General features: G+C 58.2%; 21 protein-coding genes and 1 pseudogene. 11 read left to right on the top strand and 11 right to left on the bottom strand.

Annotated elements, in window-relative coordinates; genetic code table 11:
• Positions 1-516 precede the first annotated feature (516 nt).
• The 10 genes from uhpT to ACTG2O_RS10640 all read left to right on the top strand — a co-directional run bounded on the left by uhpT (position 517) and on the right by ACTG2O_RS10640 (position 10002).
• The gene (gene uhpT / locus ACTG2O_RS10685; protein WP_005334609.1) at positions 517-1923 is read left to right on the top strand and encodes a hexose-6-phosphate:phosphate antiporter; all 1407 of its coding nucleotides are present in this window, start codon (positions 517-519) and stop codon (positions 1921-1923) included.
• Between the two features lie 218 nt (positions 1924-2141).
• Positions 2142-2447, top strand: coding sequence for a PTS fructose transporter subunit IIB (locus tag ACTG2O_RS10680; RefSeq protein WP_005334611.1), 306 nt, complete (start codon positions 2142-2144; stop codon positions 2445-2447).
• Positions 2447-3214 carry a PTS sugar transporter subunit IIA gene (locus ACTG2O_RS10675; protein ID WP_019446858.1) on the top strand — a complete coding sequence of 256 codons (768 nt, stop codon included), beginning with the start codon at positions 2447-2449 and terminating at the stop codon, positions 3212-3214. Before ACTG2O_RS10680 ends, ACTG2O_RS10675 begins: the two co-directional genes overlap by 1 nt.
• A gap of 104 nt (positions 3215-3318) precedes the next feature.
• Positions 3319-4242, top strand: a complete 924-nt coding sequence (gene rluE / locus ACTG2O_RS10670; RefSeq protein WP_236285259.1) for a 23S rRNA pseudouridine(2457) synthase RluE — start codon at positions 3319-3321, stop codon at positions 4240-4242.
• On the top strand, positions 4242-4733 hold the full coding sequence (locus ACTG2O_RS10665; protein WP_236285261.1) for an NUDIX hydrolase: 492 nt from the start codon (positions 4242-4244) through the stop codon (positions 4731-4733). Before rluE ends, ACTG2O_RS10665 begins: the two co-directional genes overlap by 1 nt.
• Positions 4734-4890: 157 nt before the next feature.
• A complete protein-coding gene (gene mnmA, locus ACTG2O_RS10660) occupies positions 4891-5997 on the top strand; it encodes a tRNA 2-thiouridine(34) synthase MnmA (protein WP_005353619.1) in 1107 nt (368 codons plus the stop codon).
• 23 nt (positions 5998-6020) lie between these two features.
• Complete coding sequence (gene hflD / locus ACTG2O_RS10655; protein ID WP_005334622.1) at positions 6021-6635, top strand: high frequency lysogenization protein HflD; 615 nt, start codon at positions 6021-6023, stop codon at positions 6633-6635.
• 129 nt (positions 6636-6764) lie between these two features.
• The gene (purB, locus tag ACTG2O_RS10650) at positions 6765-8135 is read left to right on the top strand and encodes an adenylosuccinate lyase (RefSeq protein WP_005334624.1); all 1371 of its coding nucleotides are present in this window, start codon (positions 6765-6767) and stop codon (positions 8133-8135) included.
• Between the two features lie 139 nt (positions 8136-8274).
• On the top strand, positions 8275-9405 hold the full coding sequence (locus ACTG2O_RS10645; RefSeq protein WP_005334626.1) for a ribosomal protein uL16 3-hydroxylase: 1131 nt from the start codon (positions 8275-8277) through the stop codon (positions 9403-9405).
• A 183-nt stretch (positions 9406-9588) separates the two neighbouring features.
• On the top strand, positions 9589-10002 hold the full coding sequence (locus tag ACTG2O_RS10640; RefSeq protein ID WP_019444752.1) for a hypothetical protein: 414 nt from the start codon (positions 9589-9591) through the stop codon (positions 10000-10002).
• Between the two features lie 96 nt (positions 10003-10098).
• Here ACTG2O_RS10640 and ACTG2O_RS10635 read toward each other — a convergent pair whose 3' ends face one another.
• From ACTG2O_RS10635 to ACTG2O_RS10590, 10 genes and pseudogenes are all read right to left on the bottom strand, one after another.
• Positions 10099-10638: a GNAT family N-acetyltransferase gene (locus ACTG2O_RS10635; RefSeq protein ID WP_005353625.1), complete on the bottom strand. Its 540-nt coding sequence runs from the start codon at positions 10636-10638 to the stop codon at positions 10099-10101.
• A 6-nt stretch (positions 10639-10644) separates the two neighbouring features.
• Positions 10645-12285 (bottom strand): GNAT family N-acetyltransferase, encoded by a 1641-nt coding sequence (locus tag ACTG2O_RS10630; RefSeq protein ID WP_236285262.1) that lies wholly within the window; start codon positions 12283-12285, stop codon positions 10645-10647.
• A complete protein-coding gene (locus tag ACTG2O_RS10625) occupies positions 12285-12899 on the bottom strand; it encodes a glutathione S-transferase family protein (RefSeq protein ID WP_019444750.1) in 615 nt (204 codons plus the stop codon). The genes ACTG2O_RS10630 and ACTG2O_RS10625 overlap by 1 nt, the downstream gene beginning before the upstream one ends.
• 36 nt (positions 12900-12935) lie before the next feature.
• Positions 12936-13574 carry a pyridoxamine 5'-phosphate oxidase gene (gene pdxH, locus ACTG2O_RS10620; RefSeq protein WP_019444749.1) on the bottom strand — a complete coding sequence of 213 codons (639 nt, stop codon included), beginning with the start codon at positions 13572-13574 and terminating at the stop codon, positions 12936-12938.
• A gap of 176 nt (positions 13575-13750) precedes the next feature.
• Complete coding sequence (locus tag ACTG2O_RS10615) at positions 13751-15880, bottom strand: reprolysin-like metallopeptidase (protein WP_439975716.1); 2130 nt, start codon at positions 15878-15880, stop codon at positions 13751-13753.
• A gap of 305 nt (positions 15881-16185) precedes the next feature.
• Positions 16186-16524: a hypothetical protein gene (locus ACTG2O_RS10610; protein ID WP_019444747.1), complete on the bottom strand. Its 339-nt coding sequence runs from the start codon at positions 16522-16524 to the stop codon at positions 16186-16188.
• On the bottom strand, positions 16503-18464 hold the full coding sequence (locus tag ACTG2O_RS10605; RefSeq protein WP_019444746.1) for a reprolysin-like metallopeptidase: 1962 nt from the start codon (positions 18462-18464) through the stop codon (positions 16503-16505). The genes ACTG2O_RS10610 and ACTG2O_RS10605 overlap by 22 nt, the downstream gene beginning before the upstream one ends.
• Before the next feature lie 45 nt (positions 18465-18509).
• Positions 18510-18695 (bottom strand): hypothetical protein, encoded by a 186-nt coding sequence (locus ACTG2O_RS10600; RefSeq protein ID WP_019444745.1) that lies wholly within the window; start codon positions 18693-18695, stop codon positions 18510-18512.
• A 21-nt stretch (positions 18696-18716) separates the two neighbouring features.
• Positions 18717-19046 (bottom strand): hypothetical protein, encoded by a 330-nt coding sequence (locus tag ACTG2O_RS10595; RefSeq protein WP_019444744.1) that lies wholly within the window; start codon positions 19044-19046, stop codon positions 18717-18719.
• Positions 19043-21018 (bottom strand): annotated as a pseudogene (locus ACTG2O_RS10590) (reprolysin-like metallopeptidase). The gene ACTG2O_RS10595 and the pseudogene ACTG2O_RS10590 overlap by 4 nt, the downstream one beginning before the upstream one ends.
• Positions 21019-21233: 215 nt before the next feature.
• Here ACTG2O_RS10590 and ACTG2O_RS10585 point away from each other — a divergent pair.
• The gene (locus tag ACTG2O_RS10585) at positions 21234-22445 is read left to right on the top strand and encodes an RsmB/NOP family class I SAM-dependent RNA methyltransferase (RefSeq protein ID WP_019444742.1); all 1212 of its coding nucleotides are present in this window, start codon (positions 21234-21236) and stop codon (positions 22443-22445) included.
• A gap of 81 nt (positions 22446-22526) precedes the next feature.
• On the opposite strand, the gene ACTG2O_RS10580 is transcribed toward ACTG2O_RS10585, so the two are convergent.
• A complete protein-coding gene (locus ACTG2O_RS10580) occupies positions 22527-22910 on the bottom strand; it encodes a RidA family protein (RefSeq protein WP_019444741.1) in 384 nt (127 codons plus the stop codon).
• Between the last annotated feature and the right edge of the window lie 62 nt (positions 22911-22972).

Here is a 22972-nt window from a genome sequence, read left to right as displayed (position 1 = left end):
TTTTTTGTGGATAGCTGGCGGGCCGTATTTCCCAATATCGCCCCCCGGAAATAGTGGTCGATAAGCACTCTTCCCTCATCTCTCCCTTCACCTCTCTCCTTGCCTTTCCCTTGCTCCCTTCTGGCCTATCCATCCCACCAGCCCAGCACTCACACAGAGCGCCAAACTGGCTGAAATGGCAGCAATCCGGCGTCAGCGGTGTGATGTTTCTCACGCTTTGTCCGCGAAAGCGCAAAAACTAGGAAAATTTCCTAGCCCCACTAGGGATGGCTCTCAAGCCATTTTTTGCCCCTCTTATTAGAGTCACCCCACCTGATGTCGTGACCCGCACCGCGACGGGCAATGCGCCCCGTCATCCCGTGCCGGGCCCGGGTTTATATGGATGGAGCGTCGAGCGCAGCAACGGCTGACAGCCCCGACGTTCCGTTCCCCCTTCCGTGGCGTGACCTCGAACAACCTATCTACAAATGAGGGGCGCGGCGGAAATACCGTCTATCTCGCAGAGGATGAACGAAGATGTTGAAATTGCTCCAACAGGTCCGGGTCCCCACCCTGGACCTGCCGGTCGAAGCCCGGCGCAAGCTCTGGTTCAAGCCGTTTATGCAATCCTATCTGGTTGTATTTATTGGCTATTTGACCATGTATCTGATCCGCAAGAACTTCAACATTGCGCAAAATGACATGATCCAGGAGTACGGTCTCTCCATGACCGAGCTTGGCATGATCGGCCTTGGCTTCTCCATCACCTACGGGGTGGGCAAGACCATCGTCTCCTACTACGCCGATGGCAAGAACACCAAGCAGTTCCTGCCGCTGATGCTGATCCTCTCCGCTCTGTGCATGCTGGGCTTCAGTGCCAGCATGGGCGGCACCGGTTTCAGCCTCTACTTCATGATCTTCTTCTACGCCCTGAGCGGTTTCTTCCAGAGCTGTGGCGGTTCGTGCAGCTACTCCACCATCACCAAGTGGACCCCTCGCAACAAGCGCGGCACCTATCTGGGCATGTGGAACCTCTCCCACAACGTGGGCGGTGCCGGTGCGGCCGGTGTGGCGCTGTTCGGTGCCAACTACCTGTTTGATGGCAACGTGCTCGGCATGTTTATCTTCCCCTCCATCATCGCGCTGATCGTCGGCTTTATCGGCCTGCGCTTTGGTAGCGATTCGCCGGAAGCCTACGGCCTTGGCAAGGTGGAAGAGCTGTTTGACGAAGTGGCTAGCGAAGAGGATATCGCTACCGAAGAGCAGAAGCTGACCAAGTGGCAGATCTTCGTGAAGTACGTGCTGCTCAACAAGGTGATCTGGCTGCTCTGCTTTGCCAACATCTTCCTCTACGTGGTGCGTATCGGTATCGACCAGTGGTCTACCGTCTATGCCCACCAGGAGCTGGGCTTCTCCAAAGACGTGGCTATTCAGGGCTTTACCTTCTTCGAAGTGGGCGCACTGGTCGGCACCCTGATGTGGGGTTACCTCTCCGATCTGGCCAATGGCCGTCGTGGTCTGGTTGCCTGCGTGGCGCTGGCGCTGATCATCGCGACTCTGGGTCTCTACCAGCATGCCACCACCCAGTTCATGTTCCTGGGCTCCCTGTTCACTTTGGGCTTCCTGGTGTTTGGTCCGCAACTGCTGATCGGCGTCGCCGCCGTGGGCTTCGTCCCCAAGCAGGGCATCAGCGTGGCCGATGGCGTCAAGGGCACCTTTGCCTACCTGATTGGTGACAGCTTCGCCAAACTGGGTCTGGGCATGATCGCCGATGGCACCCCCATCTTCGGTCTGACCGGTTGGACCGGCACCTTCGCGGCGCTGGATATCGCAGCCGCCGCCTGTCTGGTGCTGATGGGTTGTGTCGCGGTCGCCGAGGAGCGCAAGATCCGCCGCATCAAGCGCGAACTGAAAGCCGCCGAACTGGCCGCCCAGACCGCCTGATAGCCATAACAACAGACGCAGATTGTTCAGGGCCACCCACAGGGGTGGCCCTTGTTGTTTGAAGCAACCAGACACCCGACTGGCCCATATCAGCCTGCACTGCCGTTCAAGGGACGGGCATATCCCCATCAAGATCCCACTTTTCATATGGACTTTTGGTAAAAGCCCCCCGCTGGCGCTATCTTGTTGCTCCCCCTTGTCAGCATCACAGAGAGCAGATGAAGATCGTCGCCGTCACCGCTTGCCCGACCGGTATTGCCCATACCTATATGGCTGCCGATGCCCTGCAAAAAGCCGCCACTGGGCTGGGACTCAAGATCAAGGTCGAGACTCAGGGCGCCATGGGCATGGAGAACATGCTGACCGCCCGCGATATTGCCAGCGCCGACCTGGTGTTGATTGCCTCCGATATCGAGATTGAGCAGAAAGAGCGCTTCCTCGGCTGCACCATCCATCAGGTGAGACTGGAAACCGTGCTGCTGGATGCCAACGCCGTACTCAAGGCCCTGCCGATCCCGGCCTGATGCTGACCCGCGAAATCACCTTCTACTGCCAGCAGGGGTTGAGCATCACCCAGGCCAAGCAGTTGAGCCGGCTGGCGGGGATGTTCAAATCCACCATCCGCTGCGCCAACCTTACCCGGCGTCAAACCGTTGCCGCCAGCAACCAGCTCTCCCTGTTGACCCTCGCCACCCAGCCCGGCGATCTCTGCCAGTTGCAGATTGAAGGGTGCGATGCCGAGCTCGCCCACATGGCCTTCACCTGCTGGTGCGGGGAGCTGGGTCAACCGCTGGTGCGCTCGCGCACCGCCGCACTGGCGGAGTTGCGACTGGCCAACGCCCTGCCCGACTACCATTTTGCCCTGCGCCAGCTGGCCCACAGCCCCGAACCGCTGACCAAAGCCGAGGCCCTCGAGCATCTGATCGATCTGCTGCCCGCCGAGCTGGTCAGCAACAGAGCCGCGCTGGAGGAGGCGATCAGTCGGCGCGAGCAGGTCTCGGCCACCATCATCCGCCCCGGCCTTGCCATGCCTCATGTATTGAGCGAAGGGATCAGCCAGCCAGCGCTGACCCTGCTCAATTGCAAGAAGCCCATCGAGTGGGGCTCTCAAATCGGGCCGGTGCAGACCATTATTCTGCTGGCGGTGCCGGTCGGTAGCGGACGGGAGACCCTGCGCCCCCTCACCCGACTGGCGCAGGCGATGATCGATGATGTGGTCAGCCACGCCCTGCTGTTGGCGGGCTCGGCCCCCGCCCGTCAGGCTATCGTCATCGAGAGCCTGCTGAGCTAGGCGAATTGGCTCTGGGCGCTGCTTGCTGTAACGCCAGCCATTCATCCTGCCCTCAGCACCCTGTGGTACACTCGCTGCCATCGTCTGTCTGAAGTGTGTATCCGATGAAATCTCCCCGCTCCCGTCTCTCTGTCAGCCGCGCGCCGCGCGATAACGCCCCGCGCACGGCGGCCAAACCCGCCGCACCCCGCCATGCATCCCCCCGCAAACCGGAGCTGGCCCCAGAGGATCGCAAATTGCTCCTGCTGAACAAGCCCTACATGGTGCTCTGCCAGTTCACCGACGAGGCGGGCCGCGAGACTCTCAAGGATTACATCAAAGAGCACGGCATCTACGCCGCAGGGCGGCTCGATCGCGACAGCGAGGGGCTGTTGCTGCTCACCAACGATGGCAAGCTGCAGGCGCGCCTCACCCAGCCGGGGGAGAAGACCCCCAAGACCTACTGGGTGCAGGTGGAAGGGATCCCGAGCGAAGAGAAACTGGCCGCCCTGCGCGCCGGTGTGGAGCTCAACGACGGCATGACCCTGCCCGCCGGGGCGCGCATCATGGATGAACCTGCGGTGTGGCCGCGCAATCCGCCGATCCGCGATCGCAAGGAGATCCCCACCAGCTGGCTGGAGATCAAGATCATCGAGGGGCGCAACCGGCAGGTGCGGCGGATGACCGCCCATATCGGCCACCCCACCTTGCGCCTTATTCGCTACGCCATCGGTGACTGGACGCTAGATGGTCTGGCTCCCGGCGAGAGCCGCTGCCTGCCCGCTCCCGAGTTGGCACCGCTCTCCACCGGCCGCCCGCGTCCCTCCTCATCCCGTTCAGGCGCTCATACCGCCAAACCGGCCAAACCGGCAGGGGATGCGCCACGGCGGGCCAGCCAGCCGAGACGGGACGAGCGTCCCCGCAGCACTCACCCAACCGAGCGCGCAGCCACGAACCCGACCGGCGGCAAACCCCGCAGCAGCGGGCGAGGAACGGCACGCAGACCCGCCCGAGCGGGCAATCCCGATAGCAGCGACAAGGAGTCATGATGAGCAATCAGGCAGAGCAATCGACCACCAGCCACGCCCGCATGGAGGCGCGCCTGACGGTCGCCGCCCTGGTCCAGTGGCAGGGGCGCTTTCTGGTGGTGGAAGAGGAGATAAAAGGCCAGCGCCGTTTCAACCAACCCGCCGGCCATGTGGAGCTGGGGGAAAACCTGCTTGAAGCAGCCTGTCGTGAGCTGAAAGAAGAGACGGGTCTGACCGCCACTCCGACCGCCTGGCTTGGTACCTATCTCTATAAACCGGCCGACAGCGAGGCCACCTATGTGCGCACCGCCATCATCTTCGACCTTGAAAAAGCGCCGGGTCAGCACCATCCAGAGGATCCTGACGGCGATGTGCTGGCTTGCCACTGGCTTACGCTGGAAGAAATTGCGGAATGCAAACCGGCTCTGAGAAGCCCCTTGGTGTGGCAGTGCATTCAGGATTATCTGGCGGGGACACGGCTGCCACTGTCGGCACTCAAGGCCTTTATCTAAGGCCATTTGACACTCTTTTTCGGTGACAAAGGCCAACAACAGAAAAACGATTTCCTGCTATCAGGCTCCTGATGGGAACTGCGGCATCGATATGTGACCGGGGGCGCAAAACTCTGGTAGAATACGCCCCGTTTAAACGAACTGGTAACTTCGACTAATGACAGACAACAGCCAAATCAAGGTGATCGTCGGCATGTCCGGCGGCGTGGATTCTTCCGTCTCGGCCTACCTGCTCCAGCAGCAGGGCTATCAGGTCGAAGGCTTGTTCATGAAGAACTGGGAAGAAGACGACACGGACGAGTACTGCTCTGCCGCCCAGGATTTGGCTGATGCCAAGGCCGTCTGCGACAAGCTGGGGATGAAACTCCACACCATCAACTTCGCGGCCGAGTACTGGGACAATGTGTTCGAGCACTTCCTCGAAGAGTACAAGGCTGGCCGCACGCCAAACCCCGATATCCTTTGCAACAAGGAGATCAAGTTCAAGGCGTTCCTCGAATTTGCCGCCGAAGAGCTGGGTGCCACCTACATCGCCACCGGCCACTATGTGCGCCGTGACGACAGCACCGGCCGCCCGCGCCTGCTGCGCGGTCTCGATACCAACAAGGATCAGAGCTACTTCCTCTATACCCTGAGCGAAAAGCAAGTGGGTCAGAGCCTGTTCCCGGTTGGCGATCTGGAGAAGCCCGAGGTGCGCCGCATCGCCGAGCAGCTGGATCTCATCACCGCCAAAAAGAAAGACTCCACCGGTATCTGCTTTATCGGCGAGCGCAAGTTCAAGGACTTCCTAGCCAAGTTCCTGCCCGCCCAGCCCGGTAAAATCGAGACCGTGGATGGCAAGGTGATCGGTGAGCATCAGGGTCTGATGTATCACACTCTGGGCCAGCGCAAGGGGCTCGGCATCGGTGGTCGCAAAGATGCCACCGAAGAGGCCTGGTATGTGGTCGACAAAGAGGTCGAGCGCAACGTGCTGGTGGTGGCGCAGGGCGAACATCCCCGCCTCTACTCCGATGGCCTGATTGCCAGCCAGTTGCACTGGGTGGATCGCACCCCCATTCGCGAGCCGCGTCGCTGCACCGTCAAGACCCGCTACCGCCAGCAGGATATCCCCTGCCTGATCCAGCCCATCGACGACGAGACCATCCGGGTCATCTTCGACGAGAAACAGGCTGCGGTGACCCCGGGCCAATCCGCCGTCTTCTACGACGGGGAAGTGTGTCTGGGCGGCGGCATCATCGAACAACGTTTCAGCCATCCGGTTTGAATCCTTAACAGAAGGCAGCAGACGTGAGCGATAAATTCCAAGACAGAACAATGGCCTTTGCCGGCATCTGCCAGGCCGCGTATCTGGTGCAGAAGGTGGCCCGAGACGGCAGTTGTGACGAGGCGGCCCTGCGCGAGAGCCTCTCCAGCATTCTGGTGACCAACCCGAGCCAGCCGCTCGAGGTGTTCAACAACACCCATCTGGCCATTCGCGACGGCTACCGTGCGCTGGTCGAGCAGCTGGGTGCCGACGGCAGCCAGAAGAATGCCGAGCTGACCCGCTACGTGGTAAGCCTGATTGCACTGGAGCGCAAGCTGGCCAAGCGCAAGGACATTCTCAATATGCTGGGTGAGCGGATCAGCCAGATTGGCCGCCAGCAACAGCACTTCGATCTGCTCGACGAGCAGATTTTGGCCAACATGGCGAGCATCTACAGCGATCTTATCAGCCCCATCGGGCCGCGCATCCAGGTGGCGGGTACCCCGCTGTTCCTGCAGCAACCGCTGGTGCAGCACAAGGTGCGCGCCCTGCTGCTGGCGGGCATTCGTGCCTGCGTGCTGTGGCGCCAGCTCGGTGGCAGCCGCACCCAGATCATCTTCGCTCGCAAGAAGATGGTGGAGCTGGCCAAACGTTACTAATCATCGGCTCGCGCGCGGGCAAGCGAGGTCAACATCAGGGTGAACAGCCGCACATCCGCCCTGACGACGACTCAACCCCACGCGCGAGTGGATACGGATCCCCCACACAAATCATCAGGAGTTCACCCCATGGAGCTGTCCGCGCTGACTGCTGTTTCCCCGATTGACGGTCGTTATGGCGACAAGGCCGATGCCCTGCGCCCTATCTTCTCCGAATTCGGCCTGCTGCGTTTTCGCGTCGAAGTCGAGGTGCGCTGGTTGCAAAAACTGGCCAGCCACGCCGGGATCCCGGAAGTCCCTGCCCTGAGCGCGGCCGCCAACGCCCTGCTCGACGGCATCGTCAGCAACTTCAACGAGAGTGACGCCGCCCGCATCAAACAGATCGAGCGCACCACCAACCATGATGTGAAAGCGGTGGAGTACTTCCTCAAAGAGAAAGTCGAAGTGAACCCGGAGCTGGCGGCTGTCAGCGAGTTCATCCACTTCGCCTGCACCTCGGAAGACATCAACAACAACTCCCACGGTCTGATGCTGAAAACTGCCCGCGAAGAGGTCATCAAACCTTATTGCGAAAAGCTGATCAGCGAGCTCAAGCGTCTGGCTCACGAGTACCGTGACATGCCGCTGCTCTCCCGCACCCACGGTCAGCCGGCCACCCCGAGCACCATGGGCAAGGAGATGGCCAACGTCGCCTACCGTCTGGAGCGCCAGTTCAAGCAGATCATGGCGGTGGAGATCCTCGGCAAGATCAACGGTGCGGTCGGCAACTACAACGCCCACCTCAGCGCCTACCCGGATGTGGACTGGCACCAGTTCTCCGAGGAGTTTGTTACCTCCCTGGGCCTGACCTGGAACCCCTACACCACCCAGATCGAGCCGCACGACTATATCGCCGAGCTGTTCGACGCCATGGCCCGCTTCAACACCATCCTGATCGACTTCGACCGCGATGTGTGGGGTTACATCTCCCTGGGCCACTTCAAGCAGCGCACCATCGCAGGCGAAATCGGCTCCTCCACCATGCCGCACAAGGTCAACCCCATCGACTTCGAGAACTCCGAAGGCAATCTGGGTCTGGCCAACGCTGTGTTCCAGCATCTGGCGAGCAAGCTGCCTATCTCTCGCTGGCAGCGTGATCTCACCGACTCGACCGTGCTGCGCAATCTGGGTGTGGCGGTGGGCTATTCACTTATCGCCTATCAGGCGACCCTCAAGGGCATCTCCAAGCTGGAAGCCAACGACGCCGCCATGGCCGCTGATCTGGATGCCAACTGGGAAGTGCTGGCCGAGCCGATCCAGACCGTGATGCGCCGCTACGGTATCGAGAAGCCCTACGAGAAGCTCAAGGAGCTGACCCGTGGTCGCCGCGTCGATGCTGAAGGGATGCGCACCTTTATCGACACCCTGGAGCTGCCGGAAGCAGTCAAGGTTGAGCTGAAGAAGCTGACCCCGGCCAACTACATCGGTGACGCCCAGCGTCTGGTTGATCTGCTGAAGTAAGCGGATAAACGACACCACCGGGGCCCTGTGCATGATCTGCAACAGGGCCCCGGTTATTTTCCCTGCCACGGCAGGATCCCGAGTGGCCTTTCCCAAGCCCGCCTTGGGCAAAACCTCTTTGCGAGACACGAGAAACAGCATGTACGAACTCAATCTGGATATCGCTCACTTCCTCGAGCACTACTGGCAGAAGCGCCCGCTCCTTATCAAAGGCGGCTTCACCGACTTTCAGGATCCCATCAGCCCGGATGAGCTGGCCGGTCTGGCCATGGAAGAGGTGGTAGAGTCCCGCCTCGTCACCCGTTTCGACGGCAAGTGGGATGCCGCCCACGGCCCCTTCGAATCCTATGACCATCTGGGCGAAGAGAACTGGACCATTCTGGTACAGGCTTGCAACCACTGGGCTCCCGAGGTGAACGAGCTGGCGGTGCCGTTCCAGTTCATCCCGGGCTGGCGCTTTGACGATGTGATGGTGAGCTTCTCCACCCCCCATGCGGGTGTCGGCCCTCACATCGACAATTACGATGTGTTCATCACCCAGGGTCTGGGCAAACGCCACTGGCGAGTCGGCGATGCCAAGCCGCTCAACGAGTTCGCCGCCCACGCCGCCCTGCTGCACTGCGAGCCGTTCGAGGCGATCATCGACGTCATCATGGAGCCGGGCGACATCCTCTACATTCCGCCCGGATTCCCCCACGAAGGCTACGCCATCGAGCCCTCCATGAACTTCTCGGTGGGCTTCCGCGCGCCGGATGCCAAGGCGCTTATCTCCTCCTTTGCCGATCACCTGATCGACAACGAGGTGCGCACCGAGCGTTACGGCGATGCCGATCTCAAGCCCCGTGCCCGTCACGGCGAGATCCAGCCCCACGAGCTGCACCGTCTGCGCGAGCTGATGCAACAGGCCCTCGATGACGAGACCCTCTTCAAGGAGTGGTTCGGCACCATGATCTCCGAAGCCAAGCACGATCTGGATGTCAATCCGGTCGAGCCGGACTACAGCGCCGAGGAGGTAGCCGACCTGCTGACCCAGGGCGAGCCTGCCATCAAGGTGCCGGGTCTGCGTACCGTCTGGTTCAGCGGCGAGAGCCAGCAGTGCTTCATCGACGGCGAAGCCTGGACTCTGCAGAGCGAAGACGCGGCAGCCATTTCGCTCTTGTGTGACAAAGACATCATCACTCAGGCCGACATGGTGGAGCTGGCCGATCAGGCTGGCTTCCTGCAACTGCTGACCCGTCTGGTCAACCGTGGTTACTGGTTCTTCAACTGATCCGGCGGTAACCGAAGGATAAAAAGGCGCCTTATGGCGCCTTTTTTGTCACTCAGAGGCAGTTCAATTAACAGTCGATGCGCGAAGCTGAACCCACTCTTGATGAGCCGACAAGTGGTGATTTATTGAACTAAGATCGATGGGTATCATGCGTCCGTCCCTGTTCACAAGAGAAGCGTCACCATGCAAATCACCTCCCGGCCCATGCCGCTGCCCGATTACGGCAAATACCCCTCCTCTCCGGCTGTCACGCCCGAACAGGTCAATCAGGCCCGTAACGAAGCGCTGATCAAGAAGGATGAAGTGCAGGCACAGAGCGAAGAGAAAGCAACGGCTCGCAGAACCCTGGCGGTCTCTTATACGGCTAACCAGCAAGATAAAGCCGTGGTGGAGCGCTACCTGGAGGCCAGCGGTCAGGAGAGCGACAGCAAGTCGGGCCCGAGCACGGCTGAACTCTATCAGGCGGCCAATCGCAACCAGCGCCAGCAGAATCTGAGCGACTACATGCAATTCCAGCAGAGCCCGCTCGCCCAGCAGATGGGTGACATGGTGGGCGAAGATAATCGCAAGGGTACCCAGCTCGATATCATTGCCTGAGTCAATTTGCTCGAATAATCCCGGCAGGGACTGATATAAACTTAAAAAGCCCTCGCTGAGGGCTTTTTCGTTATAGCTTGTCGCAGCGACGTCTCGCTATAAATGGGACTCTTCTGCCTGCGCGTCCGGCAGCTCGTCGGGGAGTTCATCAAACAGGGGATGATAGAGCACCTCACCCTGCACACCCGCAAAACCGCGCTCCTGCAGCTCCATCGCCATAAAGCAGTCGGCAGGCACCTCATAGATGCAGTGCAGGCCAAACTCGCTGGCCGGGCGGAAACCGAAACGGCTGTAATAGGCCGGATCCCCGAGTACCACCACCCCTTTCCAGTCCATCTCGAGCGCCGTATCAAGCCCTTCACGGATAAGATCCGAGCCAATCCCCTGGCCTTGCCAGTCGGGATGAACCGCGACCGGCGCCAGACCGAGCCAGGGCCCTTCCATGCCGTTAATGGTGATCGGGCTTAGCATCAGGTGCCCCATGAACTCGTACTCTTCCTCTTCGACCATGGTCACCACGGCAGCGCCACATTCGCGCAGGCGGTTGACCAGTTCGGCCTCATCGGAACGACCGAAGGCGGCACTCAGCAGCTCATAGACCGGCAGCATGTCACCGGGGCGCTCGGTTCTCAACATCAGGTATTACTCCTCGTACAGCAGAGCGGGCATTATTCCACACAACGGCTGGTCATTCTGAGTACCTTTGTCCAAAAATGGGAGGGTGCACTCAGGAAAACGAGCGGCAAACTGCTGCTGCAAGGCGGTTAGCGTAGCCGGGGTGACCCTGTTCATCGCCTCACGGTAGGCCAGCCAGAGGGCGGGAGCCTCCCGCGCCAACCGATCAAAGGTCAGTTCGGGCGTTTGATGCCAACAGCCATCCAGCTCATCGACCAGCTCCGGCAGCTCCACCAGCAGCCGTAACTGCTGATAGCGTATCTGCAAAGAGTCACCCTGATCGCGCAGCGCCTGCGCCATCAATTGGTTGAACCAGTGGAGCCGTGATGCGCGCTCCTCGCGGCTGAGCAGGTCGGGCCCCTGCCGCTGCAGCGCGGTTAGTTGCAGCAACCACGCCAGCCCCTGTTCATCCCTGTCTTTCAGCAAGACGCCGCCAAGATGGGACAACTGCTCCGGTTCGGCCTGATCCAGCAGATCGACGGGATAACAGTGCAGCGCCAGCAACCTCTCAAGATGCGGCGGGCAGCGCAGAAAACAGGGCTTCTCCCCCGCGCCCCTCTCATCCACAAAGAGCGAGATGGCCAGCTTGCCGTTGGCACTCTGCCGATCCAACGTTACAGGATCCCACAGGATCACCACGGCGATCCGCTCATCTGCCAGCCAGCAGGAAATTTCCTCGGGCAAGGGATTGGGTAAGGAGGGAGCGCGATCCAGCCGCCAGTAACTCACCTCGCACGGCTGACGACCGCTGATATGACGCTGACCGCGATAGTACATCCCCATTTTTGCCATCACCCGGCCGGAGGCGAGGTTGTCCGGCATATGGCGGGCCGTCAGCGCAGGCAGTTGCAGTTGGTCAAAGGCGAACCCCTTGACCAAACCAGCGGCCCGGGTCGCCAGACCGCGATTTTGCCAGGGCACGCCCACCCACCAGGCGAGCTCGCCATTCCATTGCAGGGAGATCACCCCAAGCAACGCCGCACCTTGCTCCTCTGGCAAGGTGATGGCCCAGCTCCAGCCAAGGCCAAGCGCCGCCTTGCGCCAGCTGAGCGCCAGCCAGTCGCGGGCCCCCTCTGGCGGATAGGGGTGAGGAATATTGAGGGTGTAGCGGGCCAGCGCCTCGTCGCTGCAATAGCGCACTATCTCGCGCTCATCGTCGGCCTGCAGTGGTCGCAATACGACACCTGATAGCGAATGCCCCTCAGCCAGGGTCGGCACCGTCACGCGGCGCGCCAGCAGGCGATTGAGCACGGCGCCCAAATCGGCCTCGGGGGTGAGCGGCAAATCGGCCCCCACAGGGCCAAGGGTGAGCAGTCCCTGCTCCCTGGCGAGGGTCAATAGGGAAGTAGAGGCGCTGATCAGAACCTGGCGGCTGGGATCAACATGAAAATCCGCCAGCAGATCCCCATCGAGCCAAGCAGCCAGCAGGGCCCCCGAGCAGAGCACCCCGTCTGGAGGGCTGCTCGCCCAGGGAGCATCGGTTTGATCGAGGACGGCGGCCACCTCTTTGCCCAGTAGCAGCTGCCAGCGATGACCTTGCTGCTGCCAGTGCGGCAACAGCGCAGCCCACTGCGGTTGCCACAGACTGGCCTCGATCAGCAGTTCCATCAGCTGGCCTGACAGGCCGCTGGCAGCGTCAGGTGCCGGGGATGGGCTTCGATACGGGCGATCCAGCTACGGATAGCGGGCCACCCCTGCAGAGAGAAGATCCCCTCCTCTGCCACATGGGTGTAGGCATAAAGGGCGATATCGGCGATGGTCGGCGCATCACCGCACAGGTAGGGGCTCTGTTTCAGCTGCTGCTCCATTACCGCCAGCGCCTTCTCGCCACCGGCTTTCAGACCGTCGAGCCGCGCCTCCTGCGACTCGGGTCGGCCGAGATAGTGAACGATAAAGCGGGCCACCGCGATGTAGGGCTCATGGCTGTACTGCTCAAAGAACATCCATTTGAGCACCTCGGCCTGCTGGCGCGGATCGGTTGGCCACAAAGACGAGCACTGCGCCAGATAGAAGAGGATGGCATTGGATTCCGCCAGCGTATCGCCCTGGCCAATCTCCAGCACCGGGATCTTGCCGTTGGGGTTCTTGGCCAGAAATGCGGGGGTACGGGTATCCCCCGCCTGAATATTCACCTCAACCCACTCGAGGGGCAGCTCCAGCCAGCGGGCCAGCAGCCACACCTTGTAACAGTTGCCGGAACGCAGATCACCATACAGACGCATACACACTCCTTGTGAAAACAGAATTGAACAGCGCGCTCAGGGTGCCAGACGCTCGATATGCCAGCCATCCCCGTCGCGGGTGTAGTAGAAGCGGTCGTGCAGCCGGTGCTCGCCCCCCTGCCAGAACTCCACCGTCTCGATCACCACCCGGAATCCGCCCCAGAAGCTCGGCAGCGGCACTTCGCCATTGGCAAACTTCTGCTTGAGCTCGAGGAACTTGGCCTCCAGCACGCCGCGGGCCGAGATGCGGGTCGACTGTTTGGAGACCCAGGCAGCGATCTGGCTATCCTTGGGACGACTGTGGAAATACTTCATCACCTCGAAGGTGCTCATCTTCTCCACCCGGCCGGTCACATGCACTTGACGGTCGAGCGTATGCCAGGGGAAGAGCAAACTGATGCGGGGATTGCCTTCCAGCTGCTGCGCCTTGCGACTCCCCATGTTGGTGTAAAAGACCATCCCCTGGGCGTCGTAGTGCTTGAGCAGCACGGTACGCTGCCAGGGCTGACCATCGGCATCGACGGTCGCCACCACCATGGCGGTGGGATCGGTCAGTTTGGCCTCACAGGCCTGCGCCAACCACTTCTCGAAAAGCGCCAGCGGCTCGGCCGGCAGATCGGCCCGGTGCAGACCGCCACGGGTATACTCACGGCGCAGATCAGCAACATCCATCATCTTGATTTTCCTTCAAATAAATAATGGTTCCACGACCATCAAGAGAGTGACGCAGGCATTGTGCGCTCGATAAAGCGACCTTGTAAACCATACAAAAAAAGCGAAGAGGCTAACGCCTCTTCGCTTGGTTCATCAATTTACCAAAGATGGGTAATCTAACCCTTGGGTTATCTGGTTTAGTAGCTCATGATCTCACGACGACGCAGCAGCGCAGCGATACCAAGGCCCAACAGCGCGAACAGACCGGTCGAACCGCCACCACCACCGCCGCCATTGCTTTCAGGCTGGGGAGCCGGTGTATCACTGCTCTTGGTCGCCAGTTTTGGCGTAATGGCATAGAAGATATTGTCGCTACAGGCCAGCTTGAGGCGAACAGCGCTGCCAGCATTGGCCGGAATGGTCACCTCATGGGCGCCATTGTTGTTCACGCCATTAACCAGCGGCTGCCAGCTCTTGCCTTCATCGTTGCTATAACTGATATCGACCCGCTGACAGTTGACAGGATGACGGTCCGTGCCAGCTACTTGCCAATTCACTGTGGTCGGGCTACCAACCAGCATACGCTGGTCAGATGCCGGTTCAATCTTGAAGGTTTGTGCGCCTGTATCGACCACCTCGACCGAGGTCTCACCATAGGCACCACCGCCTTTGCCATCACGGGCGACCAGACGGAAGTTAAGGGTGCGCGGCACATTGACCCAGACATCACCTTTCTCAGCTTCCCCTTTCAACTGGGTAGCCAGCGAAGGAAAGTGACGAACCGGGGAAGTTGTCGGCGCGGCGTAACGATACAGGGGGCCGGTTGCAAGGCGACCGGAACTCAATTGATCGCCACTGGTCGTTGCATCCCCCAGATCGACCTGCTCCCAAGTATAGGTAAGGGTATCGCCGTCAATATCATTACCCTTGCCACTCAGGCTAAATGCCACCCCTTTGGGGATCACATGTTCTGCTGGCACATCGGTAATTTCTGGCGCCTGATTATCACCATTTTGGTTCGGGATCGCAGTGCCACAACGCGAAGAGGGAAAAGCAGCAAGTACCGATGGTACCCCCTCGATTTTTATCGAGCCATTACTCGCTTGCTCTTCTCTGTCGTTGATATGCTTGAGCATCTCCTCAATCGACTTGCTATGAAAATAGGCCTCGCTGTTGAGCTGTACGTTTTGCTCCCCCATCAGCCCCGCATAAGCCATGATGGAGCTACCACTACCTGGCTCCCATGCCATGGAGGACTCTCTCTGCCCCTTATTAGCGTTATAGGTATGGTCGGCACCAAATTGATGGCCAATCTCATGCGCCACAAAGTCAATAAAAAATGCATCTCCAACAGGATTTTTGTTTCCTGTAGCCGCGTTAGACCTATATGACGCATATGAGTCTATCTTATCACACAATGACCCTAGTTGTGCATCCCCCTCATCTTTTTCCGATTGCGTTACTACATGACCAATATCGAAATAGCCAAGGTCATTACTATTCAGCTTCTCTCTCTGAACCACAGCATTTATAGTGCTGATGTTTTTAAATTTTGGATATTTACCGTTCACAAAAGGGTCGTCAACAGGATTTTCGAATATAATCTTGTCATTCCCATCTGCCAATACAAAACGAACGCCCAAGTCCCTTTCATATACCTCGTTTAAACGGTTAGTCAAGGTTGTCAGTGACGCCAATGCTTGGGCTTGGCCACCAAAGAACCTGGTATATGAACCAGTAGTAGAGAATGCAATGCTGTACTGGGTAAGCTCTGGCTTGCTATAGCCAGCCTCGTTACGAGCCGCTTCAGTTTTGTATGCTAACTTTTTTTTCAGCTCGGATTTTTCAATGATCTCCTTGATATTCTTGCCATTCATTGAATGTGCATCTTTTTTGTAATAGACAGCGTAGGTACCATTACGCTGAATATCGACAAATATCTGCTCTCCGGCATGCATAAACATGCCGTTAAAACCACGCGGAGAAATATCAAAACGACCGGTATTACTGGGGGTGCCAACTTCATGTCCTTTATAGGTCATGATATCTGGGTATTTTGCTGCCAGCGCAGGCGGTAATACGGAGTAGGCTTCCAATTCATATTGCACCATCTTGCCATCAGGCAATGGTAGCGTAATCACGGTTTGGCCCAAGCGCAGATTTTCTAAAAAATCCGGTTCTACCTCAAAGATATTGTATGCGCGAGCCCTTACAGGTTTATCGGCCTGCTTGCTGCGTTTTTCGACCATATGCCATGGGGATGCCAGCGCGATATTGGCTGACATTGCGATGACAACTGAGATTGCATTTATTGTGAACTTCATCATTATTAATCATCTGACTGAACAGCCGGCGAGAATAACGTGACGCAAATCACAATTCAACTTTTTCAATAAAAATTAAATGAATTTAATTTCATTTAAAATCATGCGGTTAGTGAGTTATAGTTTATAAATAGCTCATTTTGTTAGCATTTTCAGCAGTTCTTTTTAATAGAGTTAAAACTCCAAAAAAAGTATATGGGGGCTCATATGTGAGTCATCGAATCATTCCCCTGAGGCTATCACTATGTTTGGAATATTAGAGTTATAACTCCAATCATACCGATTTACACGCCGTTGTTGAACAGCCACTACGGCCTTGAAATCGCCTCCGGCATGCACCTTTCCAGCATCTGTCGGTTATATCGGGTGGCATAGTCAATCCGCTGCTCAAACTCCGACTCCTTACCCATCTCAATCACATCACCGAACCCTTTCAGATAACGGACTCCGCACCGGGTTCTCGCTTCTGCTTGCAATGACTCCACAACCCCCGGGGCCATACCGCCTCGTCCGCCACGCACAATGAGCCGATAATCCTGAGCAGCAAGACTTTCATCTATTGCCTCGGTCAGTGATGCGACCACAACAGGCGCTGCGCAGATATATAGAAACAGCAAACTGACGGCTAACCGTAATACCTGCGCCATCCGGCTGCCCCTCCCATCAGGAGGATCACGATAAGATTCACTGCACCACCACCGCCGCCACCCGCATTGTTGTCGGTAATGACAGTTGCACTTTCCGTAGTGGCAGACGCATTACCTCTTATCCCATTGATAGAGAAAAAAATATTATTGCTGCATGCCAGCTTCAGCCTGGCCGTGCTGGTCAACGGTGCAGGCAACACCACACTGGCCGAACCGTTATTGGCAAGCCCGCTTGCCAGCGTAGTCCAAGTAGAACCACTATTCTGTGTCAGTGCCAAATCCACGCCGGGACAATTGATAGGAGGCTGATCGGTCCCGGCAACATTCCATGTCACTAGCTGAGTGCTACCCGCCACCATGGCGCCGATCTGCGGAGCTGTGATGGCAAATGCCGCGCCGGTATTGATCACCTGCACCACCATCTCATCACTGCTGACCGCCCCCTGACCATCGCGCACCGTAAGGCGAAACTGAAGGTTACGATTGGTCGCTGGCCACGCCTCCCCTTTGGCCAGCACACCCGTGATCAGCGAGCTCATGGCAGGCAAGGTTCGGCGGGGATCCGAAGTTGGCGAGACAAAGCGAAACAGCGGGCGGGTTCCATCATCCACCATGGTTGCCACGCTGTAGGATGCATTGCCAAGATCAACCTGCTCCCAGGTGTAACTGAGGGGATGACCATCCAGATCCAGCGCACTGCCGACAAGAGTGAAAGGCGTATTGGCGGGGATCACCCTATCGCCCCCCGCATCCACAACCGGCGCGTTATTGGCAAGCACCAGGTCGGTGCCGCAGGAGGGCAGAGAGGCCATCAGAGCCCGCATCTGCTCGATCGACTTGCTGTGAAAAAAAGGTGTGCTGTTAACCTGCAGATTCTCCTCACCACAGATCCCGGCATAGGCCATGATGGTCGAGCCACTGCCCGGTTCCCAGGCTGAGCTAGCCTTGCGACCCGTGGCACAACTGTCGGCCATGCCATTGAAGGAGTGCTCGGCCCCCAGCTGGTGCCCCAATTCGTGAGCCACATAATCAATAAAGAACGCATCACCGATAGGCTGTGAGCCTCCGGTCATGCCCCGTGAACGGCTGAAAGGGTTGCATAAAGATCTCAGGGTCGCCACTCCGCCGCCTGATGTCGCCAGCAGATGGCCCAGATCAAAAGAAGGCTTGAGCAACACCCCCTGTTGGGTCTGGTTGATGGCGATATCCTGGGTCGAGTTGGTGAAAGGATCCGTCGCAGGATCGGTGAAAATCACATTATCCGTATCAGCTGCAAGCTGAAACTCGGCCCCCACATCACGGCGATAGACTTCATTGACCCGATTAAGCAGTGTTGCAATGGCCGAGAGTGCTGCAACCTTGGTACCACCGTGATACCGGGTATATTCCCCGGTTGCCGAGATGGCGATGGTGTAGCGCTTGCGCAAATTGCCATCGACCAGCACAGCTCGCTCACGCTCGATACCATGAGGATCAATCACCTGATCCACATCCTGTCGCCGCCAGGCATCTTGCTGTTCATAAACGGCATAAGAGAAACCGTCCTGAAGCGGATCGACATAAAAGGTACGCCCCTGATGGGTAAACATACCGTGAAAACCATGTATGGTGACATCAAATCGGCCTGTATCCGCCGCCCGATCGATAGCCTTCCCACTGTAAGTATTGATAGAAGGGTAGCGCTGGGCCAAAGGCTCCGGGAGCAAGATATTGGGATGAACATCAAACTGCACCGTAGTGCCATCCGGCAATGGCAAGGTCAATACACTGGCGAGATGCCCGGGTTCAAAAGGCTTGTCAGGAACCACCACTCTGACCTTTTCAGCTCGCACATCATAGCTCCCTCCCCTTTCCAAGTTTTCATCCATGAAGGTCCACTGTGGTTCTGCTGCAACCTGAACAGACAAACTGGTGATAATCACCGCAATGCCATGCTTCATAGAGCCTCCTTGCCCAACCTTGGTGACAACAAGTATGGTGCAGCGTCAATTGACGATCTGCGTGACAGACAGAAAAGAAAATTCGCACAAAACTTCTGTCACGCTGAAAAATCGTGCTGCACCCGCGCTCCCCATCTCAGGCAATACAGACTGGCCCCATTCAACAACGGAAAAAGTGAAGGCGCCATTGGCGCCTTCACGGATAGATAGGGGGATGAATATCCCCTCCATTTGGATTGGTTCGTTGGTGTATTACTGCTTGCCAGCGCCCGATGCTATTGGGCAATGAATCGCCATACGCTGGTTATACTCGCTGGCGTGAGCGCTCAACTTGGCATGTATCTCTTGCTGACCGGGCCTTATCACATCGCCCAATCCATCCAGATAACGCTTGCCACAGCGCGCCTTGGCCTCTGCCTGCTGCTCGGCTGCAATACCGGGGGCGAACTCTCCCCGCCCAGCTATCACTATCAGGCGGTAATCCTGCCTGGCGAGGTTTGCACTCAGCTCCTGTTCCAACGTGCTGGCATCGGACTGACAACCGCCGAGCATGACAAGCAGCAACAGAGGGACTCCCTTCATTTGCGCCTCCGTTGCCAGCCGAGCAGCGCCAGAGCGAGCGTCCACAATCCGAGCGCCCCGCCACCACCGCCGCCACCTGAAGTCGAGCCACCTTGCACCAGAGGCAATTTGAGGGGACTGATGGCAAAGAAGATATTGTCGCTGCATGCCACTTTCAGCCTGACGCTGCTGGTGAGATCGGCAGGCAACGTTACCGTTGCTGCGCCGTTATTGGGTTGTCCGGCGGCGAGCATTGTCCAGCTTACGCCCTCATTCTGGGTCACCGAGATGTCCACCTTGCGGCAACTGATCGGCGCCACAGTTGTGCCCGCCACATCCCATCCCACTGCCTGACTGGCCCCTGGAGTGAGAGTCACCCCGTAAAACGGGTTGGTGATGCGAAATGCCGCGCCGGTATTGATCACTTGCACTTTCATGTCATCACTGGCAACGCCACCCTGACCATCACGCACCGTCAGTCTGAAATTGAGATCCCGATTGGTAGTCGGCCAGGCCTCTCCTTTGGCAAGCGTGCCGGAGAGCAGGGATGGCAAACTCGGCAGGATCCGCTCCGGCGATGCCGTGGGAGAGACAAAACGAAACAGCGGCCGGGAGCCATCGTCAATCATGGTGGCGGCACTGCTCGATTCAGTACCCAGATCGATCTGCTCCCAGTTGTAGAGCAGAGAATCATTATCCAGATCTCCACCAGCCCCTTTTAACATAAAGGCCGTATTGGCCGGGATCACATAGTCCCCCCTGCAGCTGCCTGCGGGGCATTATTGCTCAACGCGAGTGTGGTTCCACAAGTCGATACGGTCGCCATGTGCGCACGCATCTGCTCGATGGACTTGCTATGAAAATAGGGGTCGCTGTGAGTCTGGATATTCTCATCACCACAAATACCGGCATAGGCCATGATGGAGCTGCCACTACCAGGCTCATAGGCTTGACTCGCAACCCGGGTACCAGCACCGCAACTCCCGGTAGTGCCGTTGAAGGTATGATCGGCACCAAACTGGTGGCCAATCTCATGAGCCACATAGTCAACGAAGAAGGCATCTCCCACCGGTGTGGGTGAACCCGACATCCCGCCAGACTTCTGATTGGTGCAGAGCACTGCCAAACCGGCCAGACCACCGCTACCGGTATTGAGTACATGGCCGATATCAAAATTACCGAGCTGCATATTGGTAAAGTAATAAGCCTGTACCCCGATATTGGTCTGCGCATCCGAATTATCATTGGCAAACAAGTCGCTGGCCGGATCGGTAAAGATCAGGTTGTCATTGCCACTGGCCAGTACGAATTCGGCACCCACATCCCGTTGATAGACCTGATTGACGCGGTTGAGCAAGGTCGCAATCGCCGCCATGGTAAGCGCTTTGGAGCCACCGTGGTATTGGGTAAATTCTCCTGTCGCCGAAATGGCAATGACGTAGCGCTTGCGAACATTGCCATCCACTTGCACCTTGCGCACCAGTTTGCTGAGCTTGGGCCCTACCACCTCATCTGCCGCCTCTTCCAATCGACTATGGGCATCCTGCTGGTAATAGACGGCGTAGCCTTCGGCATTGCGCAGCGGATCGACAAACACCATCCTGCCCTGATGACTGAACATGGCGTGGAAACCCTGTGGTCCCAGATCGAAGCGCCCTGTCTCTATCGGATGCGCCGGGTTGTGACCCTTGAAGGTGCGGATCTGCGGATACTTGGCGGCGAGATCTGCAGGCAGCAAGTCGTAGGCTTCCAGAGCAAAGGTGACCTCCCCCCCATCGGGCAGCGGCAGGGTCAGCTCACTCGCCCCGGCTTGCAGCCCGGCAAAATAGTCGAGCGGCACCTTGGCCACCCGAAACTGATTGGCCCGCACCTCATAACCTTGCTCCGCCGTCGCTCTGGCGGCTACCGTGCTCCACTCGCTGGCCATCAGGCTGGTTGACCCCAACAAACTGGCCACCACCAGGGCCAATGAACACTTACTGGTCACATGCATCTTTGTCATCCTTGTAGTCATGCACTTTTTTGAACCATTACCGGCATCATTATCCCGCCGAATCAAGAAGCCCGGTGCCACTGTTTCAGCCACTCACCCATGGGGAGTGTTGCGCCAACCCCGTCTAACCCCTATCATTGCGCGGATTTGTCAATTTTAGAACTGCTCCTCTTCACAAAGGTGCGGTTCATCTTTATCTGGCCAAGGTTAATCTCATGCTCAAATCCCCACTGTTGCCCCGTTTCGGGGATCTGGTCGTTGCCATTGTTGATGACGTGCTAGGCCAGGGTCTCACCCTCGACCGCGCCTATGCCCGTCACTTCTCAGGCATCGAACTCAAACCGCAAGAACAGGCAAGGATTGCCCTGGTCACCGGCGACCTGCTGCGCCGTCTCAGCCTCTATTGTTTCCTCACCGGTATTCAGGTGCGTCAGGCCGAAAAGAATGTCTGGCCACTGCTGCACAGCTGGCACGCATTCCACAAAATTGCCCAGCCCAACCACCCGACCCTGGATCGCTTCAATGAAGAAGCATTCCGCCGCCGTCTGACCGAGGCGAAGAAGAACCCGGTATTGATGGATGGTTGCCCGAGCTGGCTGGAGAAACTGGGTAGCGAGCAGCTGGGTGAAGTCTGGCCTGCCGAGCGTGCCGCCCTGGCCTGGATGCCCAAGCGCTACCTGCGGGTCAACACCCTCAAGTGCACCCGTGATGAACTGCAAGCCATGCTGGCCAAAGAGCAGGTCACCACCATTCCGGTTGAAGGTGTGGAGACTGCCCTGCAGGTCACCTCCGACGCTGCCCTGTTCCGCACCAAGGCCTTTGCCGATGGTTGCTTCGAACAGCAGGACGCAGGCTCCCAGCTGGTTGCTGCTGCGCTGGAAGTTGCCCCAGGCATGCGCGTTATCGACGCCTGCGCCGGTGCCGGTGGCAAGACCCTGCATATCGCCGCCATGATGCAGGGCAAAGGCCGTCTGCTGGCAATGGATGTGGAAGAGTGGAAGCTGGAGAACCTCAAGCAACGCGCTCGTCGCGCCGGTGCCCACAACGTGGAGACCCGGGTCATCACCAGCAGCAAGACCGTCAAGCGCCTCAAAGAGAGCGCCGACCGTGTACTGCTGGACGTGCCCTGCTCCGGTCTGGGCGTACTCAAGCGTAATCCGGATGCCAAGTGGCGTGATACCGCCGAGCGTCTGCCGGTGCTGGTCGCGCTGCAAGAAGAGATCCTGCAGCGTTACAGCCAGATGGTGAAGGTGGGTGGTCTGCTGGTCTATGCAACCTGCTCCATCCTGCCCGAGGAGAACCGCCAGCAGGTGGACAAGTTCCTCGCCGCCAACGAGAACTTCCGTCTGCGTGACGATCACACCGTAAGCCCGTCCGAGACCGGCTTCGACGGCTTCTACATGGCTCGTATCGAACGGATCGCCTGATCTGCCCGATGACCATATAGACAAAAGCGGCTGCCATTGGCAGCCGCTCTGTTTTGGCTTGCTGACACACTCCCGATGGGGTTACAGCGCAGCAATCGCCTCTATCTCGATCTTCACATCCTTCGGCAAGCGGGCCACTTCCACGCAAGAGCGCGCCGGATACATGGCATCGTGCTCGGTGAAGAAGTCGTTGTAGACCTGATTCACCGCAGCAAAGTCGTTCAGATCTGAGACAAACACCGTAGTCTTGAAGATGTTGCGCACCTCGCCACCTGCCGCCTCGACAATCGCCCGAACGTTTTGCAAGGAACGCAGGGTCTGCGCTTCGATACCCTCCGCAATATCGCCGCTCACCGGGTCCAGCGGGATCTGACCGGAGGTGTAGAGGATGTTGCCAATCCGGGTGGCCTGCACATAGGGGCCGATGGCGCTCGGCGCCGCCTTGGTAGTGATAACCTGTCGCATCTGTTACTTCCTCGTGCTGACAAACAAAAAGTAGGCCCGGAGCAAGCCTGCTCACCCCGGGC

The organism is Aeromonas sp. 61P (assembly GCF_051919545.1).
Classification (GTDB): Bacteria; Pseudomonadota; Gammaproteobacteria; order Enterobacterales; family Aeromonadaceae; genus Aeromonas; species Aeromonas veronii.
Note: the sequence above shows the minus strand (reverse complement) of the source record. Positions and strands in the feature narration are given on the sequence as shown.

Coding starts and splice junctions, on each gene's coding strand:
- uhpT (WP_005334609.1), top strand. CDS start 517: ATGTTGAAATTGCTCCAACAGGTCCGGGTCCCCACCCTGGACCTGCCG.
- ACTG2O_RS10680 (WP_005334611.1), top strand. CDS start 2,142: ATGAAGATCGTCGCCGTCACCGCTTGCCCGACCGGTATTGCCCATACC.
- ACTG2O_RS10675 (WP_019446858.1), top strand. CDS start 2,447: ATGCTGACCCGCGAAATCACCTTCTACTGCCAGCAGGGGTTGAGCATC.
- rluE (WP_236285259.1), top strand. CDS start 3,319: ATGAAATCTCCCCGCTCCCGTCTCTCTGTCAGCCGCGCGCCGCGCGAT.
- ACTG2O_RS10665 (WP_236285261.1), top strand. CDS start 4,242: ATGAGCAATCAGGCAGAGCAATCGACCACCAGCCACGCCCGCATGGAG.
- mnmA (WP_005353619.1), top strand. CDS start 4,891: ATGACAGACAACAGCCAAATCAAGGTGATCGTCGGCATGTCCGGCGGC.
- purB (WP_005334624.1), top strand. CDS start 6,765: ATGGAGCTGTCCGCGCTGACTGCTGTTTCCCCGATTGACGGTCGTTAT.
- ACTG2O_RS10645 (WP_005334626.1), top strand. CDS start 8,275: ATGTACGAACTCAATCTGGATATCGCTCACTTCCTCGAGCACTACTGG.
- ACTG2O_RS10640 (WP_019444752.1), top strand. CDS start 9,589: ATGCAAATCACCTCCCGGCCCATGCCGCTGCCCGATTACGGCAAATAC.
- ACTG2O_RS10635 (WP_005353625.1), bottom strand. CDS start 10,638: ATGTTGAGAACCGAGCGCCCCGGTGACATGCTGCCGGTCTATGAGCTG.
- ACTG2O_RS10630 (WP_236285262.1), bottom strand. CDS start 12,285: ATGGAACTGCTGATCGAGGCCAGTCTGTGGCAACCGCAGTGGGCTGCG.
- ACTG2O_RS10625 (WP_019444750.1), bottom strand. CDS start 12,899: ATGCGTCTGTATGGTGATCTGCGTTCCGGCAACTGTTACAAGGTGTGG.
- pdxH (WP_019444749.1), bottom strand. CDS start 13,574: ATGATGGATGTTGCTGATCTGCGCCGTGAGTATACCCGTGGCGGTCTG.
- ACTG2O_RS10615 (WP_439975716.1), bottom strand. CDS start 15,880: ATGATGAAGTTCACAATAAATGCAATCTCAGTTGTCATCGCAATGTCA.
- ACTG2O_RS10610 (WP_019444747.1), bottom strand. CDS start 16,524: ATGGCGCAGGTATTACGGTTAGCCGTCAGTTTGCTGTTTCTATATATC.
- ACTG2O_RS10605 (WP_019444746.1), bottom strand. CDS start 18,464: ATGAAGCATGGCATTGCGGTGATTATCACCAGTTTGTCTGTTCAGGTT.
- ACTG2O_RS10600 (WP_019444745.1), bottom strand. CDS start 18,695: ATGGAGGGGATATTCATCCCCCTATCTATCCGTGAAGGCGCCAATGGC.
- ACTG2O_RS10595 (WP_019444744.1), bottom strand. CDS start 19,046: ATGAAGGGAGTCCCTCTGTTGCTGCTTGTCATGCTCGGCGGTTGTCAG.
- ACTG2O_RS10585 (WP_019444742.1), top strand. CDS start 21,234: ATGCTCAAATCCCCACTGTTGCCCCGTTTCGGGGATCTGGTCGTTGCC.
- ACTG2O_RS10580 (WP_019444741.1), bottom strand. CDS start 22,910: ATGCGACAGGTTATCACTACCAAGGCGGCGCCGAGCGCCATCGGCCCC.